General features: G+C 71.1%; 11 protein-coding genes. 8 read left to right on the top strand and 3 right to left on the bottom strand.

Features of this window, described 5'->3' with window-relative positions; translation table 11 throughout:
• The 4 genes from LE181_RS20795 to LE181_RS20780 all read left to right on the top strand — a co-directional run.
• On the top strand, positions 1–1,283 hold a 1,283-nt coding region (locus tag LE181_RS20795), incomplete at its 5' end, for an LpqB family beta-propeller domain-containing protein (RefSeq protein ID WP_225662825.1).
• Positions 1,284–1,696: 413 nt separating this feature from the next.
• On the top strand, positions 1,697–2,107 hold the full coding sequence (locus LE181_RS32490) for a ComF family protein (RefSeq protein WP_308103173.1): 411 nt from the start codon (positions 1,697–1,699) through the stop codon (positions 2,105–2,107).
• 313 nt (positions 2,108–2,420) lie between these two features.
• Positions 2,421–3,110, top strand: coding sequence for a ribosome hibernation-promoting factor, HPF/YfiA family (gene hpf, locus LE181_RS20785; protein ID WP_225662823.1), 690 nt, complete (start codon positions 2,421–2,423; stop codon positions 3,108–3,110).
• 224 nt (positions 3,111–3,334) lie between these two features.
• On the top strand, positions 3,335–4,078 hold the full coding sequence (locus tag LE181_RS20780) for a response regulator (protein WP_190112665.1): 744 nt from the start codon (positions 3,335–3,337) through the stop codon (positions 4,076–4,078).
• 22 nt (positions 4,079–4,100) lie between these two features.
• Here LE181_RS20780 and LE181_RS20775 read toward each other — a convergent pair whose 3' ends face one another.
• Both LE181_RS20775 and LE181_RS20770 read right to left on the bottom strand, forming a co-directional pair.
• Positions 4,101–5,300, bottom strand: a complete 1,200-nt coding sequence (locus LE181_RS20775; protein ID WP_225662822.1) for a winged helix-turn-helix domain-containing protein — start codon at positions 5,298–5,300, stop codon at positions 4,101–4,103.
• A gap of 44 nt (positions 5,301–5,344) precedes the next feature.
• Entirely contained in the window at positions 5,345–5,938 is a 594-nt protein-coding gene (locus LE181_RS20770) for a GNAT family N-acetyltransferase (protein ID WP_225662821.1), read from the bottom strand.
• A 225-nt stretch (positions 5,939–6,163) separates the two neighbouring features.
• On the opposite strand from LE181_RS20770, the gene secA reads away from it, so the two are divergent.
• Positions 6,164–8,986 carry a preprotein translocase subunit SecA gene (gene secA / locus LE181_RS20765; protein WP_225662820.1) on the top strand — a complete coding sequence of 941 codons (2,823 nt, stop codon included), beginning with the start codon at positions 6,164–6,166 and terminating at the stop codon, positions 8,984–8,986.
• Between the two features lie 82 nt (positions 8,987–9,068).
• Here the strand turns inward: secA and LE181_RS20760 are convergent, their stop codons facing one another.
• Positions 9,069–9,518 carry an Rv3235 family protein gene (locus LE181_RS20760; protein WP_225662819.1) on the bottom strand — a complete coding sequence of 150 codons (450 nt, stop codon included), beginning with the start codon at positions 9,516–9,518 and terminating at the stop codon, positions 9,069–9,071.
• Positions 9,519–9,829: 311 nt separating this feature from the next.
• Between LE181_RS20760 and LE181_RS20755 the strand changes: the two genes are divergently transcribed.
• The 3 genes from LE181_RS20755 to LE181_RS20745 all read left to right on the top strand — a co-directional run bounded on the left by LE181_RS20755 (position 9,830) and on the right by LE181_RS20745 (position 16,381).
• Positions 9,830–10,333: a DUF6912 family protein gene (locus LE181_RS20755; protein ID WP_225662818.1), complete on the top strand. Its 504-nt coding sequence runs from the start codon at positions 9,830–9,832 to the stop codon at positions 10,331–10,333.
• 50 nt (positions 10,334–10,383) lie between these two features.
• On the top strand, positions 10,384–11,046 hold the full coding sequence (locus LE181_RS20750) for an HAD family hydrolase (protein ID WP_225662830.1): 663 nt from the start codon (positions 10,384–10,386) through the stop codon (positions 11,044–11,046).
• 331 nt (positions 11,047–11,377) lie between these two features.
• Positions 11,378–16,381, top strand: coding sequence for an NAD-glutamate dehydrogenase (locus tag LE181_RS20745; protein ID WP_225662817.1), 5,004 nt, complete (start codon positions 11,378–11,380; stop codon positions 16,379–16,381).
• Positions 16,382–16,396 lie beyond the last annotated feature (15 nt).

Raw genomic sequence — 16,396 nt, 5'->3', positions numbered from 1 at the left:
TCTACCGCTCGGTCAATAAGTATTACTTTGCCGAGCTGGGGGCCGGTGGCAGTGGCGGCAGGGCGCGGGACGTGCTCGTCGCCGATCCCGTCTACCTGCGCAAGCGGATAGACCCGGTGACCTCGACGGTGAAGGCTCTTCTGGACGGGCCCACGACGTGGCTCGACCCGGTGGCGGGGACGGCGTTCCCGACCGGTACGCGGCTGGAGGACCACCGGCTCTCGCTCGACGACTCCAACGCTCTGAAGGTGCGCCTCAACGACCGCGCGGCGGGCACCAATCAGGAGCAGTGCCTGCGCATGGCGGCGCAGCTGCTCTACACGGTGCAGGAGTCGGCCAAGATCACGGATGTGACGCTGCAGAGCAAGGACGGCTCCCGGCTGTGCGCGCTGGGCAGGGAGCAGGCGAAGCGGTACGCCCCCGACCAGTCGCCGGGGCGGCCGGACCGGCAGTACTTCGTCGACGGACAGCACCGGTTGGTGAGCCTGGCGGACAGTGACGACGCGCCGCGCCGGGTGCCCGGCCCGTTCGGCGCGGACGGCCCGCTGCAGCTGCGGTCGGTGGCGGTGGACCGCAGTGAGTACCGGGCGGCGGCCGTGTCCGCCAACGGTCAGTCGCTGTACGTCGCCCCGCTGCAGGGCGGTGCCCCGCTGGGCGAGGCCCGGCTGAACGTGCGCGGCGGGACGTCCGCGAAGACGGGGCTGACCGCGCCGAGCTGGGACGGTCTGGGCGACCTGTGGGTGGCCGACCAGGATCAGGAACGGCCGCGGCTGCTGCGGCTGCCGGGCGGTACGGGCATGCCGGAGGAGGTCCGGGTGCCCGGCCTGGACGGCGGGCGGATCACGGGGCTGCGCGTGTCGGCGGACGGCGTGCGCATCGCACTGCTGGTGACGAAGGGCGACCGCACGGTCCTCAAGCTCGGCCGGGTCGAGCGGCAGGGGAGCGCCGAGCGGCTGAGCCTGTCCGTGCAGGAGCTGCGGCCCGTGGCGCCCCGGCTGGAGGACGTCACGGCGGTCTCCTGGGCGGGTGCGAGCCGGCTGCTGGCGGCGGGCAGTGAGCAGGGCGGTCTGCAGCAGGTGCAGTACATCGAGACGGACGGCTCGCAGAGCAACGGTTCCGGGCTGCCGGGGATCACCGGGGTGCGGGGCGTTGCGGCTTCGGAGACCCCGGGCGGGGCGCCGGCGCTCGTCGCCGAGGGCGAGGGCGGGATCGTACGGCTCCTGCCGGACACCAACTGGAAGCTGGTGGGCAAGGAGGGCTCGGCCCCCGTCTATCCCGGCTAGCCGCAGGTCACAGGCGTAGCCGGGAGTTATCCACAGGGGTGGCGGCTCCGGGCCTACGGCGGGACAGTAGGGCTATGCGCAGGTGGTGGCAGGAGATCGCCGGCTTGGTGCTCCCGGCCGATTGTGCGGGGTGCGGTCTGCCGGGGGCCGTGCTGTGTGCCCCGTGCCGGGTGGTGCTGTGCGGGCGGTCGCCACGGCGGGTGTGGCCGGAGCCGGTGCCGGACGGCCTGCCGGCCGTGCACGCAGCGGCGCCGTACGGGGACGCGGTGCGTTCGGTGTTGCTCGCCCACAAGGAGCGGGGTGCTCTGGCGTTGGCCGAGCCGCTGGGTGCCGCGCTGGCGGGCGCGGTGCGAGTGGCCGGTGGCTTTGGTTCGGCGCGGGGCGCGAGGGTCTGGAGGGGCCCATTCCTGCTCGTGCCGGTACCCTCCGCGCGGCAGGCGGTGGCCGGGCGGGGCCATGACGCGGGGCGGCGGATCGCCCTGGCGGCGGCCCGGGTGCTGCGCGGGGCCGGGGTGCCCGTGCGGGTGGCGGCGGTGCTGCGGCTGCGGCGGGCGGTCGCCGACCAGGCGGGGCTCGACGCGCGGCGGCGCAGGGCGAATGTGTCGGGGGCGATGGGGGTAGCCGGGGGAGCGGACCGGCTGTGGAGGGAAGGAGGGCCGGTCGTGCTCGTCGACGATCTGATGACCACCGGGGCCTCGCTGACCGAGGCGGCGCGGGCGGTCTCGGCTGCGGATGGGCCGGTCATGGGCGCGGCCGTGGTCGCTGCCGTTCCGAGAGCTTTCGGATCCGGACCGGAACCGACGGGGAACGCCCGTCGTTGCTGAGGAAAACGGCAGGAGAACACCTGAATGGAGGTACGAGGCGGTAGGGGGTACCGACGGGCTTCCGGGCGAGATATGTTCGGTTGTGAGGAATGGCAGGAGCTATGCCTCATATCTCCGATTGGCGCGCTTCGTATGCCTTCGATGAAGCTTGTAACAAGCTGAAGAGCCCGGGAGCGATGGGGTGTAGATCTTGTCGACGGGGGAGGAGGAGGTGAAAACCGCCTAGTCGGTGGCTCCGGGAATCTCCGGGGCCTGATGCAAGAGGGATGCGCTCCGCAACCTTCGGCGGAGCGATCCGGGAACGGAGTTCTGCGTGGACATCGTCGTCAAGGGCCGCAAGACAGAGGTCCCCGAGCGGTTTCGCAAGCACGTGGCCGAGAAGCTGAAGCTGGACAAGATCCAGAAGCTCGACGGCAAGGTGATCAGCCTCGACGTGGAGGTGTCCAAGGAGCCCAACCCCAGGCAGTCCGACCGCTCCGACCGCGTGGAGATCACCGTGCGTTCCCGTGGACCGGTGATCCGGGCGGAGGCCGCAGCGACGGATCCCTATGCCGCGCTCGATCTGGCAACGAGCAAGCTCGAAGCGCGGATGCGCAAGCAGCACGACAAGCGTCTCGCCCGCCGGGGCAACGGACGCATCCCGGCGAGCGGCGTCGGGGCGCTGGTGAACGGCGCCGCGGAACTCAACGACAGGGGTGAACTCACCGCCGACCAGGGGCCGGGTGAGGTGCCCGTCACCCACATGGGACCGCTGGAGATCCGGGGCGAAGGCCCCCTGGTGGTCCGCGAGAAGACGCACTCCGCGGCCCCCATGGCGCTCGACCAGGCGCTGTACGAGATGGAGTTGGTGGGCCACGACTTCTATCTGTTCGTCGACTCCGAAACCAAGATGCCCAGTGTCGTCTACCGGCGGCACGCCTACGACTACGGCGTCATCCGCCTCAACAGCGACCCCTTCTACACCGGGGAGCCCGGTGGTGCGGGCGGTGAGCTCGGCGGCTGAACCACGAGGCCCCGGCCGCGGCACGCGGCCGGGGCGCGTGTGAGCCCCGCACCCGTCCCGGTGCCCCGGAGCGTCGACGACGCTCCCGGGGCACTGTCCATGCGGCCATGGAAATGCGCCCCGGCATGAAATCATGGTCGAGTCCAACCGCCGGTCCGCCGGAACCGGTTGGCGGGCGCTGACAGTGCAACCGCGAGGGGCCACGGCCTTCAGGGGGAGGAACGATGGCGGACAGGTTCGGGCCCGTGACCGGGCCCGGCGAGGACGACGACGAGGGTGCCTGCACCGACCGGGGCACCACCCGCGAGGAGCCGATCCGGGTCCTGGTCGTGGACGACCACGCCCTCTTCCGCCGGGGGCTGGAGATCGTCCTCAAGCAGGAGGAGGACATCCAGGTCGTCGGCGAGGCCGGGGACGGCGCGGAGGCGGTGGACAAGGCGGCCGACCTGCTGCCCGACATCGTGCTGATGGACGTCCGCATGCCCAAGCGCGGCGGCATCGAAGCCTGCACCTCCATCAAGGAGGTGGCCCCCAGCGCCAAGATCATCATGCTGACGATCAGCGACGAGGAGGCCGACCTCTACGACGCCATCAAGGCCGGGGCGACGGGCTACCTCCTCAAGGAGATCTCCACCGACGAGGTGGCCACCGCCATCCGGGCGGTCGCCGACGGCCAGTCCCAGATCAGCCCCTCGATGGCGTCGAAGCTGCTCACCGAGTTCAAGTCGATGATCCAGCGCACCGACGAGCGCCGCCTGGTGCCCGCGCCCCGGCTCACCGACCGCGAGCTGGAGGTCCTCAAGCTCGTCGCCACCGGCATGAACAACCGTGACATCGCCAAGGAGTTGTTCATCAGCGAGAACACGGTCAAGAACCACGTCCGCAACATCCTGGAGAAGCTGCAGCTGCACTCCAGGATGGAGGCGGTCGTCTACGCGATGCGGGAGAAGATCCTCGAAATCCGGTGAGCGGAGCGGCCCCGAGGCCCCGTCAGCCGAGGGCGGAGACCAGCGCCCGGCCCAGCTTCGCATCGTCGCAGCGCTCGATGCGCACGGCGTCGCAGCCCACCCACCCGGCCGCCTCCCACAGGGCGCGGGCCATCGGCTCCACGGCCGACGGGCCCGCCATCGACACCTGCCGGGCCACCAGCGTGCTCCCCTCGCGCGCCGGGTCCACCCGGCCCGCCAGCCGGCCGCCCGTCAGCAGCGGCATGGCGAAGTAGCCGTGCACCCGCCGAGCCTTGGGCACGTACGCCTCCAGCCGGTGCGTGAAGCCGAACAGCCGCTCGGTGCGCGGCCGGTCCCAGATCAGTGAGTCGAACGGGGAGAGCAGCGTCGTGCGGTGCCGCCCCCGCGGGGCCTCGGCCAGCGCCGCCGGGTCCGCCCACGCGGGCTTGGCCCAGCCCTCCACCTCCACCGGCACCAGGCCCGTGTCGGCTATGACCGCGTCCACCTGTGCGCCCTTGAGCCGGTGGTAGTCGGCGAGGTCGGCACGCGTCGCGACGCCCATCGCCGCCCCGGCCTGCGCGACCAGGCGCCGGGTGCACTCCGCGTCGTCGATGTCGTCGTGCAGCAGGGCGTCGGGCACCGCGCGCTCGGCCAGGTCGTACACCCGCTTCCAGCCGCGCCGCCGGGTGCAGACCACCTCGCCGGTGTCCAGCAGCCACTCCACCGCGATCTTGGTCTCGGACCAGTCGTACCACTCGCCGCCGTTCTTGGCGCCGCCCAGCTCCGTGGCCGTCAGGGGGCCCTCGGCCCGCAGCCGGTCCCGGACGGCCGCGCACGAGCGCTCGGAGTCCTGCATCACGTGCCAGCGGTGGCCGCGCGCCTTCATGGCCCGGCGCCGGAAGGCGAAGTGCGGCCACTCCTCGACCGGCAGGATGCACGCCGCGTGCGACCAGTACTCGAAGGCGTGGTCGCCGCTCCAGTACGCCGACTCGACCGCGGGGCGCCCGACGGCACCCAGGCGTGCGTACGGCACCAGCTCGTGCGAGCGGGCCAGCACCGAGATCGTGTCCAGCTGGACCGCGCCCAGCCGGCGCAGCACCCCACGGGCGCCCGCCCGCCGGTCGGGGGCGCCGAGCAGGCCCTGGGCGCGCAGCGCCAGGCGGCGGGCCTCGTCGGCGGAGAGCCGGGCCCCGGGACGGGGACCGCCGGTCGTACGGGCCTTGGTGGTGACGGCAGTTGTCATGCCGGTCACCCTAGAGGCGACCACTGACAATGGCCCCGATGCGCTCAGCCGCGCCCGGGAAACGGCAGGTAGGCGGCCTGCGTCGGCATTCCCAGGTCTGAGGGGAGCAGGGAGCCGATCCAGGCGTCGCGGCGCGTGCCGTTGTAGGGGATCTTCGAGCGCAGGGTGCCCTCCATCCGGAATCCCGCCTTCAGCGCGACGCCGCGCGAGGCTTCGTTGCCGGCCTCGGCGTACCACTCCAGCCGCTCGACGCCCAGGTCCTCGAAGGCCCAGCGGATCACCTCGCGGGCCGCCTCCACGGTGTAGCCGCGGCCGCGGGCCTCCTTGGCCGTCCAGTAGCCGAGCTCGGCCTGCCGCTCGGGGGCGGGCAGGGAGGCGAGCCGCACCAGGCACATCGAGCCGGCGAGGCGGCCGTCGTCGCGGGTGAAGACGCCCCACGTGTACGCCGAGTCCCCGGCCCAGTCGCGCGGGCACCTCTCCTCGACGAACACGCGCGCGTCCTCGGTCGTATAAGGGGACGGCACGCTGGTGTAGCGCGGGATGTCCGGATCCTGGCAGGCGGCGTGCACGGCGGGGACGTCTGCGGTGGTGAAGGGACGCAGCTCCAGGCGTTCGGTGGTCAGGTGTACGGGCTCCATGGGGGGAGTCTAGGTTTCGCCCCCGGCGGGTGCGTCCGCATTTCGTTGCCCGGCACCTTCCGGGTGTCCCGTTCGTTCTCGTTGCGGGTGACACCCGGCCTCGGTGATGACGGACCTCCCGGCGCGGTGGGGTCCTCGCTTACGATGGCCGTTGCGGCGGGGACTGTCCCGTCGTGCCCGCGCACCCGCCCGTGCCCAGGCCCGACCGGCAAGGAGCCAGCCTACGTGTCCGTCTTCGGCAAGATCATGCGTGCAGGAGAAGGCAAGATCCTGCGCAAGCTGCACCGCATCGCGGACCAGGTCAATTCCATCGAAGAGGACTTCCTTCACCTCTCCGACGCCGAGCTGCGTGCCCTGACCGACGAGTACAAGCAGCGGTACGCCGACGGCGAGAGCCTCGACGACCTGCTGCCCGAGGCGTTCGCGACCGTCCGTGAGGCGGCCAAGCGCGTGCTCGGCCAGCGCCACTACGACGTCCAGCTCATGGGTGGCGCCGCCCTGCACCTCGGGTACGTCGCGGAGATGAAGACGGGCGAGGGCAAGACCCTGGTCGGCACCCTCCCGGCGTACCTGAACGCCCTGTCCGGCGAGGGCGTGCACCTGATCACGGTCAACGACTACCTGGCCGAGCGCGACTCCGAAATGATGGGCCGGGTGCACAAGTTCCTCGGCCTGTCGGTCGGCTGCATCCTCGCCAACATGACGCCGGCACAGCGTCGCGAGCAGTACAACTGCGACATTACATACGGTACGAACAACGAGTTCGGCTTCGACTACCTGCGCGACAACATGGCGTGGTCGCAGGAGGAGCTGGTCCAGCGCGGCCACAACTTCGCCGTGGTCGACGAGGTCGACTCCATCCTCGTCGACGAGGCCCGTACGCCGCTGATCATCTCCGGCCCGGCCGACCAGGCCACCAAGTGGTACGGCGACTTCGCCAAGCTGGTCACGCGCCTGACCAAGGGCGAGCCCGCCAACCCGCAGAAGGGCGTCGAGGAGACCGGCGACTACGACGTCGACGAGAAGAAGCGCACGGTCGCCATCCACGAGGCCGGCGTCAGCAAGGTCGAGGACTGGCTGGGCATCGACAACCTCTACGAGTCGGTCAACACCCCCCTCGTCGGCTATCTGAACAACGCCATCAAGGCGAAGGAACTGTTCAAGAAGGACAAGGACTACGTCGTCATGGACGGCGAAGTCATGATCGTCGATGAGCACACCGGCCGTATCCTCGCCGGCCGCCGCTACAACGAGGGCATGCACCAGGCGATCGAGGCGAAGGAAGGGGTGGACATCAAGGACGAGAACCAGACGCTCGCCACGATCACCCTGCAGAACTTCTTCCGCCTCTACAACAAGCTCTCCGGTATGACCGGTACGGCCATGACCGAGGCCGCCGAGTTCCACCAGATCTACAAGCTCGGCGTGGTGCCGATCCCGACGAACCGGCCGATGCAGCGCCAGGACCAGTCGGACCTGATCTACCGCACCGAGGTCGCGAAGTTCGCCGCCGTGGTCGAGGACATCGCCGAGAAGCACGAGAAGGGCCAGCCGATCCTGGTCGGCACGACCTCGGTCGAGAAGTCCGAGTACCTCTCGCAGCAGCTGTCCAAGCGCGGCATCCAGCACGAGGTCCTCAACGCCAAGCACCACGAGCGCGAGGCGCAGATCGTCGCCCAGGCCGGCCGCAAGGGCGCCGTCACGGTCGCCACCAACATGGCCGGCCGCGGTACGGACATCAAGCTCGGCGGCAACCCCGACGACCTCGCCGAGGCGGAGCTGCGCCAGCGCGGCCTGGACCCGGTGGAGCACGTCGAGGAGTGGGCCGCCGCGCTGCCCTCCGCCCTGGAGAAGGCCGAGGCCGCGGTCAAGGCGGAGTTCGAGGAGGTCAAGTCGCTCGGCGGCCTGTACGTCCTGGGCACCGAGCGCCACGAGTCGCGCCGCATCGACAACCAGCTGCGCGGCCGCTCCGGCCGTCAGGGCGACCCGGGCGAGTCCCGCTTCTACCTGTCGCTGGGTGACGACCTGATGCGCCTGTTCAAGGCCCAGATGGTCGAGCGCGTGATGGCCATGGCCAACGTCCCCGACGACGTGCCGATCGAGAACAAGATGGTCACCCGTGCCATCGCCTCCGCGCAGTCGCAGGTCGAGCAGCAGAACTTCGAGACGCGCAAGAACGTCCTGAAGTACGACGAGGTGCTCAACCGCCAGCGCGAGGTCATCTACGCCGAGCGCCGCCGCGTCCTGGAGGGCGAGGACCTGCAGGAGCAGATCCAGCACTTCATGGACGACACCATCGACGACTACATCCGCCAGGAGACCGTCGAGGGCTTCGCGGAGGAGTGGGACCTGGAGCGGCTGTGGGGCGCGTTCAAGCAGCTCTACCCGGTCAAGGTCACCATCGAGGAGCTGGAGGACGCGGCCGGCGACCGGGCCGGCATCACCGCCGAGTTCATCGCCGAGTCCATCAAGGACGACATCCACGAGCAGTACGCGGCCCGCGAGGAGCAGCTGGGCTCCGACATCATGCGCGAGCTTGAGCGCCGCGTGGTGCTGTCCGTCCTGGACCGCAAGTGGCGTGAGCACCTCTACGAGATGGACTACCTCCAGGAGGGCATCGGCCTGCGCGCCATGGCCCAGAAGGACCCCCTGGTCGAGTACCAGCGCGAGGGCTTCGACATGTTCACGGCCATGATGGAGGGCATCAAGGAGGAGTCGGTCGGCTACCTCTTCAACCTTGAGGTCCAGGTCGACCAGCAGCTGGAGGAGGTGCCGGTCGAGGCCGGCGCCGAGCGCCCGTCCCTGGAGAAGGTCCACGACACCGTGCCCGCCGCGCGGCCCGAGATCCGCGCCAAGGGCCTCGACGCCCCGCAGCGGCCGGACCGGCTGCACTTCTCCGCCCCCACGGTGGACGGCGAGGGCGGCGTGGTCGAGGGTGACTTCACCAATGAGGACACGGGCGAGTTCCGCTCCGAGGCCGACGGTCTGACCCGCGCCGAGCGCCGCAAGGCCCAGAAGAGCGCGGGCGGCCGCCGCCGCAAGAAGTAGGCCCTGAAGGCCGCCGCACTCGGCGGCCAGCCCCGGAGGGGGCGGGACACAGCACGTGTCCCGCCCCCTCCGTCGTACCCGCTCACGTGCGCGCCCCGCCCAGCTCGACGGCCGAGCAGCGCCACCGCTGGTCCGGGCAGCGCTCCAGACGGAAGGCCAGCGCGTGGAGCCGGTCCCCGGCGGCGATCCGGGCGAACGCCTCGATCACCCCGGGCCGCGGCTGGAACTCGTCGCAGTCGCGTACGAACGGGACGACGCGCTGCGGCGGCAGGGGGCGCAGCGGCGCCCCGGGCGCCAGCGCCGCCAGCTGGTCGTAGGCGGGGGCGAGGGTGTGGCCGAGCATCCAGTGCACCGGGCGCTGCCCGCTGAGGGTCAGCAGCAACCGCTCGGCGAACCAGTAGCGGGGGTGCCGCCGCTCCCGCTCCCGTTCGCGGCGCCGGGCCGCGGGGTCGCCGCCGCCCGGGCGACGGCCGTCCGTACGCCGTGGTGGTGCGCCGCCCGGCCTGCCGACGGGTCCCCTGGTCCTGTACATGCGATCGCCCCCGCGATGCCGGGCCCGGTGTGCCGTACCGGGCGGTAGCTTCGGTCGGGGATCTTCTACCGGCGGCCCTCGGCGCGCGGCAAGGAGGGCCGGCCGGCCCCCGAGGGGGTGCGCGCGTTCACCTATCCGGGGGACCGGGGCCGCTGTCCTGGGGAGCAGGGCCGCGCGATGCGGGCACGGCCGGTGTCGGGCGCGTGCCGGAGGCGGGCGTTCCGGGGGCCACCGGCACCTCGAAGGGGGACTCGCGCCCGTATGCTGGCACCACAATCCGTAAGTCGTCAGGAATCAGGAAAGCGGCGGTCATGCGCGTCTACGTCCCTCTGACCCTCCACGGTCTCGCCGAGGCGCACAAGGCGGGCGAGCTGGGCCCCGCCCCGCTGGACGCCTACGCCGTCACTCCGGCCCTGCGCGAGTGGTACGTCTCCGACGACATCGAGGAGCTGGAGTACGCGGCGCTGAACCGGGCGGCCCTGGGCTCGCTGCGGCAGCTGGCCGCCGACCCGCAGGCACCGCGCCGGCGCGTGGTCGTGGCCGTCGACGTCCCGGACGCCGCGGTGAGCGCCGAGGCGGACCGCGGGCTGGACCAGTCGGCGTTCGGCGCCGTCCGTCTGGACGGGCCCGTACCGTTGAAGAAGGCGGCGGCCGTGCACGTGGACTCCGACGACGCCGAGGAGGACGTGGCCGCCGCGGCGGCCGCACTGGGCGCGGCCGACACGGGCGACGACGACGCGCAGTTCACGGTGGACGGCGCGGAGGACCACGAACTGATGTGGTTCGGCGTGCAGGAGATCCCGAACCTGCTCTGATCCCGTTGTCGTACCCGCCCGGTACCGTCGTTCGCATGGGGATGCACAGCATGGGCAAGCACACGGCGCACATCGTCTGGGACTGGAACGGCACGCTCTTCCACGACATCGACGCGGTGATGTCGGCGACCAACGCCGCCTTCGCGGAGATCGGTCTGGAGCCCATCACGCTGGCCCGCTACCGGGCGCTGTACTGCGTGCCGATCCCGCGCTTCTACGAGCGGCTGATGGGCCGCCTGCCCACGCAGGCCGAGTGGGACCACATGGACGTGGTCTTCCACCGGCACTACCGGGACCACCACATACGCTGCGGCCTCGCCGACGGCGCCGAGTCGCTGCTGGCCGGCTGGCAGGAGGCGGGCGGCACCCAGTCCCTGCTGTCCATGCACGGCCACGAGGACCTGGTGCCGCTGGTCCGGGGCTTCGGCATCGAGCGCCGGTTCATCCGGGTGGACGGGCGCACGGGCCCTTCGGGCGGCAGCAAGACCGCCCACATGGACCGTCACCTGTCCGGGCTCACGGGGGTCGTCGCCTCCCGTACGGTCGTCATCGGCGACGCCGTGGACGACGCGGTGGCCGCGGCCCACGTGGGCGCTCACGCCGTGCTGTACACCGGCGGCTCCCACAGCCGGGAGAGCCTGGTGGAGGCGGGTGTCCCGGTGGTGGACAGCCTGGCGGAGGCCGTCGCGGAGGCCGAGCGTCTCGTCGGGTGAGCCGTCGCTGTCCGAAGCGTCAAAGTTCGGCACTCGGATTTGTACAGAAGCAGCTCGTGACGATTTCGGGGTGAAGGGCGATAGCCTTACCAGGTGATCAGCGCGATATCCAGCAGGGGCGCCGATGCCTCTGTCCTGCGCCCGGGCCGCCACCACAGCGCCCGGGTCGCCGCTGGTCCCTGGAACCGGGTGCGGATGACGAATTTCGCCGCCTACGGCCCGGTCACCCCTCATCCCGGCATACCGTCGATGACGACCGGAGAACCCGCGTCGCGACGGGCAGCCATCACCACCTATGTCTCGCAACGGCGCGCGACAGGAGCCAGAGGACATGCAGACCAAGCTGGACGAAGCCAAGGCCGATTTGCTCGCGAGGGCGGCCCGCGTCGCTGAGAGCGGTCCGGTGGGGGGACCACGCCCCGGACCCAAGGGCGAGGGCGGGCTCGACCAGGAGACCCTGGCCGCCTACCTCCAGCGTTACTACCTGCACACCGCACCCGAGGACCTCGTCGGGCGCGACCCGGTCGACGTCTACGGCGCGGCGATCTCGCACTACCGGCTGGCCGAGAAGCGGCCGCAGGGCACCGCGAACGTGCGCGTCCACACCCCGACCGTGGAGGAGAACGGCTGGACGTCCAGCCACTCCGTGGTCGAGGTCGTCACCGACGACATGCCCTTCCTGGTCGACTCCGTCACCAACGAGCTCTCCCGGCAGAACCGCGGCATCCACGTCGTCATCCACCCGCAGATGGTCGTCCGCCGCGACGTGACCGGCCGCCTGCTGGAGGTCCTCGGCTCCGCCTGCGACGCCCACGGCGCCGGCAAGGACGCCGAGCGGCCGCACGACGCGGTCGTGGAGTCCTGGATCCACGTCGAGATCGACCGCGAGACCGACCGCGACGACCTCAAGCAGATCGAGACCGACCTGCTGCGCGTCCTCAACGACGTCCGCGAGACCGTCGAGGACTGGGGCAAGATGCGCGACGCCGCCCTGCGCATCGCCGACGGCCTCGCCGACGAGCCGACCGACGGCATCCCCGGCACCGAGCTCGACGAGGCCCGCGAGCTGCTGCGCTGGCTGGCCGCCGATCACTTCACGTTCCTCGGCTACCGCGAGTACGACCTGACCAAGGTCGCCGCCGACGGTGAGGAGGAGGACGTCCTCACGGCCGTTCCCGGCACCGGCCTGGGCATCCTGCGCTCCGACCCCACGCACACCGCCGACGGGCACCACGACGGCCACCACGCGCCGCTGTCGCGCCCCTCGTCGCCGTCCTTCAGCCGGCTCCCGGCGGACGCCCGCGCCAAGGCCCGCGAGCACAAGCTGCTCGTCCTGACCAAGGCCAACAGCCGCGCCACCGTGCACCGCCCCTCCTACCTCGACTACGTCGGGGTGAAGAAGTTCGACGCCGAGGGCAACGTCACCGGCGAGCGCCGCTTCCTGGGCCTGTTCTCCTCGGCCGCGTACACCGAGTCCGTCCGCCGCGTCCCGGTCATCCGCCGCAAGGTCGCCCAGGTCCTCGACGACGCCGGCTTCCGCCCCGACAGCCACGACGGCCGCGACCTGCTCCAGATCCTGGAGACCTACCCGCGCGACGAGCTGTTCCAGACCGACACCGACCAGCTGCGGTCCATCGCCACCAGCGTGCTCTACCTGCAGGAGCGCCGCCGGCTGCGGCTGTACCTGCGCCGCGACGAGTACGGCCGCTACTACTCCGCCCTGGTCTACCTGCCGCGCGACCGGTACACCACCGCCGTCCGGCTGCGGCTGATCGACATCCTCAAGGAGGAGCTCGGCGGCACCAGCGTCGACTTCACCGCCTGGAACACCGAGTCGGTCCTCTCCCGCCTGCACTTCGTCGTCCGCGTCGAGCCGGGTGCCACCCTGCCCGACCTCTCCGACGCCGACGTCGAGCGCATCGAGGCCCGTCTGGTGGAGGCCGCCCGCTCCTGGGCCGACGGCTTCGCGGAGACCCTGACCGCCGAGGTGGGCGAGGAGCGCGCCGCCGAGCTGCTGCGCCGCTACGGCCAGGCGTTCCCCGAGGGCTACAAGGCCGACCACACCCCGCGCAGCGCCGTCTCCGACCTGGGTCACCTGGAGAAGCTGACCGTCGCCGGCGGTGACCGCGACTTCGAGCTCAGCCTGTACGAGCCGGTCAACGCGGCCCCCGGCGAGCGCCGCTTCAAGATCTACCGCACGGGCGAGCCCGTCTCGCTCTCCGCCGTCCTGCCGGTGCTCCACCGCCTGGGCGTCGAGGTCGTCGACGAGCGCCCGTACGAGCTGCGCTGCTCGGACCGGACCACCGCCTGGGTCTACGACTTCGGGCTGCGCATGCCCGAGCGCATCGAGGGCGACGACGCGCGCACCCGCTTCCAGGAAGCCTTCGCGGCCGTGTGGACCGGCGCCGCGGAGAACGACAACTTCAACAACCTGGTGCTGCGGGCCGGTCTCGACTGGCGGCAGGCGATGGTGCTGCGCGCCTACGCCAAGTACTTGCGGCAGGCCGGTTCGCCGTTCAGCCAGGCGTACATGGAGGACACCCTCAGCAACAACGTCCACACCACCCGTCTCCTGGTCAACCTGTTCGAGGCCCGGATGTCGCCCGCCCTGCAGCGCGCCGGCAACGAGCTGATCGACGGGATGCTGGAGGAGCTGGACGGCGCGCTGGACCAGGTCGCGAGCCTGGACGAGGACCGCATCCTGCGGGCCTTCCTCACCGTCATCAAGGCCACGCTGCGCACGAACCACTTCCAGCGCAACGCCGACGGTGCCCCGCACTCCTACCTGTCGATCAAGCTGGACCCGCAGGCGATCCCGGACCTTCCCGCGCCGCGCCCGGCGTTCGAGATCTGGGTCTACTCCCCGCGCGTCGAGGGCGTGCACCTGCGCTTCGGCAAGGTCGCCCGCGGTGGTCTGCGCTGGTCCGACCGGCGCGAGGACTTCCGCACCGAGATCCTGGGCCTGGTCAAGGCGCAGATGGTGAAGAACACCGTCATCGTGCCGGTGGGCGCCAAGGGCGGCTTCGTCGGCAAGCGGCTGCCGGACCCGTCGGTGGACCGCGACGCATGGCTGGCCGAGGGCATCGCCTCGTACAAGACCTTCATCTCCGGTCTGCTCGACATCACCGACAACATGGTCGGCGGCGAGGTCGTGCCGCCCAAGGACGTCGTGCGCCACGACGAGGACGACACCTACCTCGTCGTCGCCGCCGACAAGGGCACCGCGACGTTCTCCGACATCGCCAACGAGGTCGCCGAGTCCTACGGCTTCTGGCTGGGCGACGCCTTCGCCTCCGGCGGCTCGGCGGGCTACGACCACAAGGGCATGGGCATCACCGCCCGCGGCGCCTGGGAGTCCGTCAAGCGTCACTTCCGGGAGCTGGGCCACAACACCCAGACCGAGGACTTCACGGTCGTCGGCGTCGGCGACATGTCCGGTGACGTCTTCGGCAACGGCATGCTGCTCTCCGAGCACATCCGCCTGGTGGCCGCCTTCGACCACCGCCACATCTTCCTCGACCCCACCCCGGACGCGGCCGTCTCCTACGCCGAGCGGCGCCGCCTGTTCGAGCTGCCGCGCTCGTCCTGGGCCGACTACGACACCTCGCTGCTCTCGGCGGGCGGTGGCATCCACCCCCGTACGGCCAAGTCGATCCCGGTCAACGCGCACGTGCGCCAGGCCCTCGGTCTCGATGCGGGCGTCACGAAGATGACCCCCGCCGAGCTGATGAAGGCCATCCTCAGCTCCCCGGTCGACCTGCTCTGGAACGGCGGCATCGGCACGTACGTCAAGGCGTCCACCGAGTCGCACGCCGACGTGGGCGACAAGGCCAACGACGCCATCCGCGTCGACGGCCAGGACCTGCGCGTCAAGGTCGTCGGCGAGGGCGGCAACCTGGGCCTGACCCAGCTCGGCCGCATCGAGTTCGCCCTGTCGGGCGGCCCGGAGTCCACCGGTGGCCGGGTGAACACCGACGCCATCGACAACAGCGCCGGTGTGGACACCTCCGACCACGAGGTGAACATCAAGATCCTGCTGAACGGTCTCGTCACCGAAGGCGACATGACCGTCAAGCAGCGCAACAAGCTCCTCGCGGAGATGACCGACGAGGTCGGCGAGCTCGTCCTGCGCAACAACTACGCGCAGAACGTCGCCCTGGCCAACGGCGTGGCCCAGGCCCCCAGCCTGCTCCACGCGCACCAGCGGATCATGCGCCGGCTCACCCGCGACGGTCACCTGGACCGCGCGCTGGAGTTCCTGCCCTCCGACCGGCAGATCCGCGAGCGGCTCTCCGCCGGACGCGGGCTGACCCAGCCCGAGCTGGCCGTCCTCCTCGCCTACATCAAGATCACCACGGCCGAGGAGCTGCTCACCACCGAGCTGCCCGACGACGCGTACCTGCAGCGACTGCTGTACGCCTACTTCCCGCAGCCGCTGCGCCAGTCGTTCGGCGAGCAGATCGACAACCACGCGCTGCGCCGCGAGATCGTCACGACCGTTCTGGTCAACGACACGGTCAACACCGGTGGCTCGACCTTCCTGCACCGTCTGCGGGAGGAGACCGGCGCGTCGCTGGAGGAGATCGTCCGGGCGCAGACCGCGGCCCGGGAGATCTTCAGCCTGAACGCCGTCTGGGACGCCGTCGAGGCGCTCGACAACGTCGTCGCCGCCGACGTCCAGACGCAGATCCGGCTGCACTCGCGCCGTCTGGTCGAGCGCGGCACACGCTGGCTGCTCAACAACCGCCCGCAGCCGCTGCAGCTGGCCGAGACCATCGCGTTCTTCCGGGACGACGTGGACACGGTCTGGGCCGAGCTGCCCAAGCTGCTGCGCGGTGCCGACATGGACTGGTGGCAGTCGATCCACGACGAGCTCACCGCCGCGGGCGTCCCCGACGAGCTGGCGACGCGGGTCGCGGGCTTCTCGTCGGTCTTCCCGGCGCTGGACATCGTGGCCACCGCCGACCGGACGGGCAAGGCGCCGCTGGACGTGGCCGAGGTCTACTACGACCTCGGGGACCGGCTGCACATCAGCCAGCTGATGGACCGGATCATCGAGCTGCCGCGCTCCGACCGCTGGCAGTCCATGGCCCGCGCCTCCATCCGTGAGGACCTCTACGCGGCCCACGCGGCGCTCACCGCAGAGGTCCTGTCCGTCGGCAACGGCGCCTCGACGCCGGAGCAGCGGTTCGAGGAGTGGGAGGAGAAGAACGCCGCGATCCTCACCCGCGCGCGCACGACGCTGGACGAGATCCGCGGTTCGGACGCGTTCGACCTCGCCAACCTGTCGGTGGCCATGAGGACGATGCGCACCCTGCTGCGTTCGCACGGCTGACGCGTCGGCTCCGCA

Source organism: Streptomyces sichuanensis (genome assembly GCF_020328095.1).
Lineage (GTDB): Bacteria > Actinomycetota > Actinomycetes > Streptomycetales > Streptomycetaceae > Streptomyces > Streptomyces cinnamoneus.
Note: the sequence above shows the minus strand (reverse complement) of the source record. Positions and strands in the feature narration are given on the sequence as shown.

Bases quoted from the DNA above. Each gene is read 5' to 3' on its own strand.
- LE181_RS20745 (WP_225662817.1), top strand. From the start codon at position 11,378: ATGCAGACCAAGCTGGACGAAGCCAAGGCCGATTTGCTCGCGAGGGCG.
- LE181_RS20760 (WP_225662819.1), bottom strand. From the start codon at position 9,518: ATGTACAGGACCAGGGGACCCGTCGGCAGGCCGGGCGGCGCACCACCA.
- LE181_RS20755 (WP_225662818.1), top strand. From the start codon at position 9,830: ATGCGCGTCTACGTCCCTCTGACCCTCCACGGTCTCGCCGAGGCGCAC.
- LE181_RS20775 (WP_225662822.1), bottom strand. From the start codon at position 5,300: ATGACAACTGCCGTCACCACCAAGGCCCGTACGACCGGCGGTCCCCGT.
- LE181_RS20750 (WP_225662830.1), top strand. From the start codon at position 10,384: ATGGGCAAGCACACGGCGCACATCGTCTGGGACTGGAACGGCACGCTC.
- LE181_RS20770 (WP_225662821.1), bottom strand. From the start codon at position 5,938: ATGGAGCCCGTACACCTGACCACCGAACGCCTGGAGCTGCGTCCCTTC.
- LE181_RS20780 (WP_190112665.1), top strand. From the start codon at position 3,335: ATGGCGGACAGGTTCGGGCCCGTGACCGGGCCCGGCGAGGACGACGAC.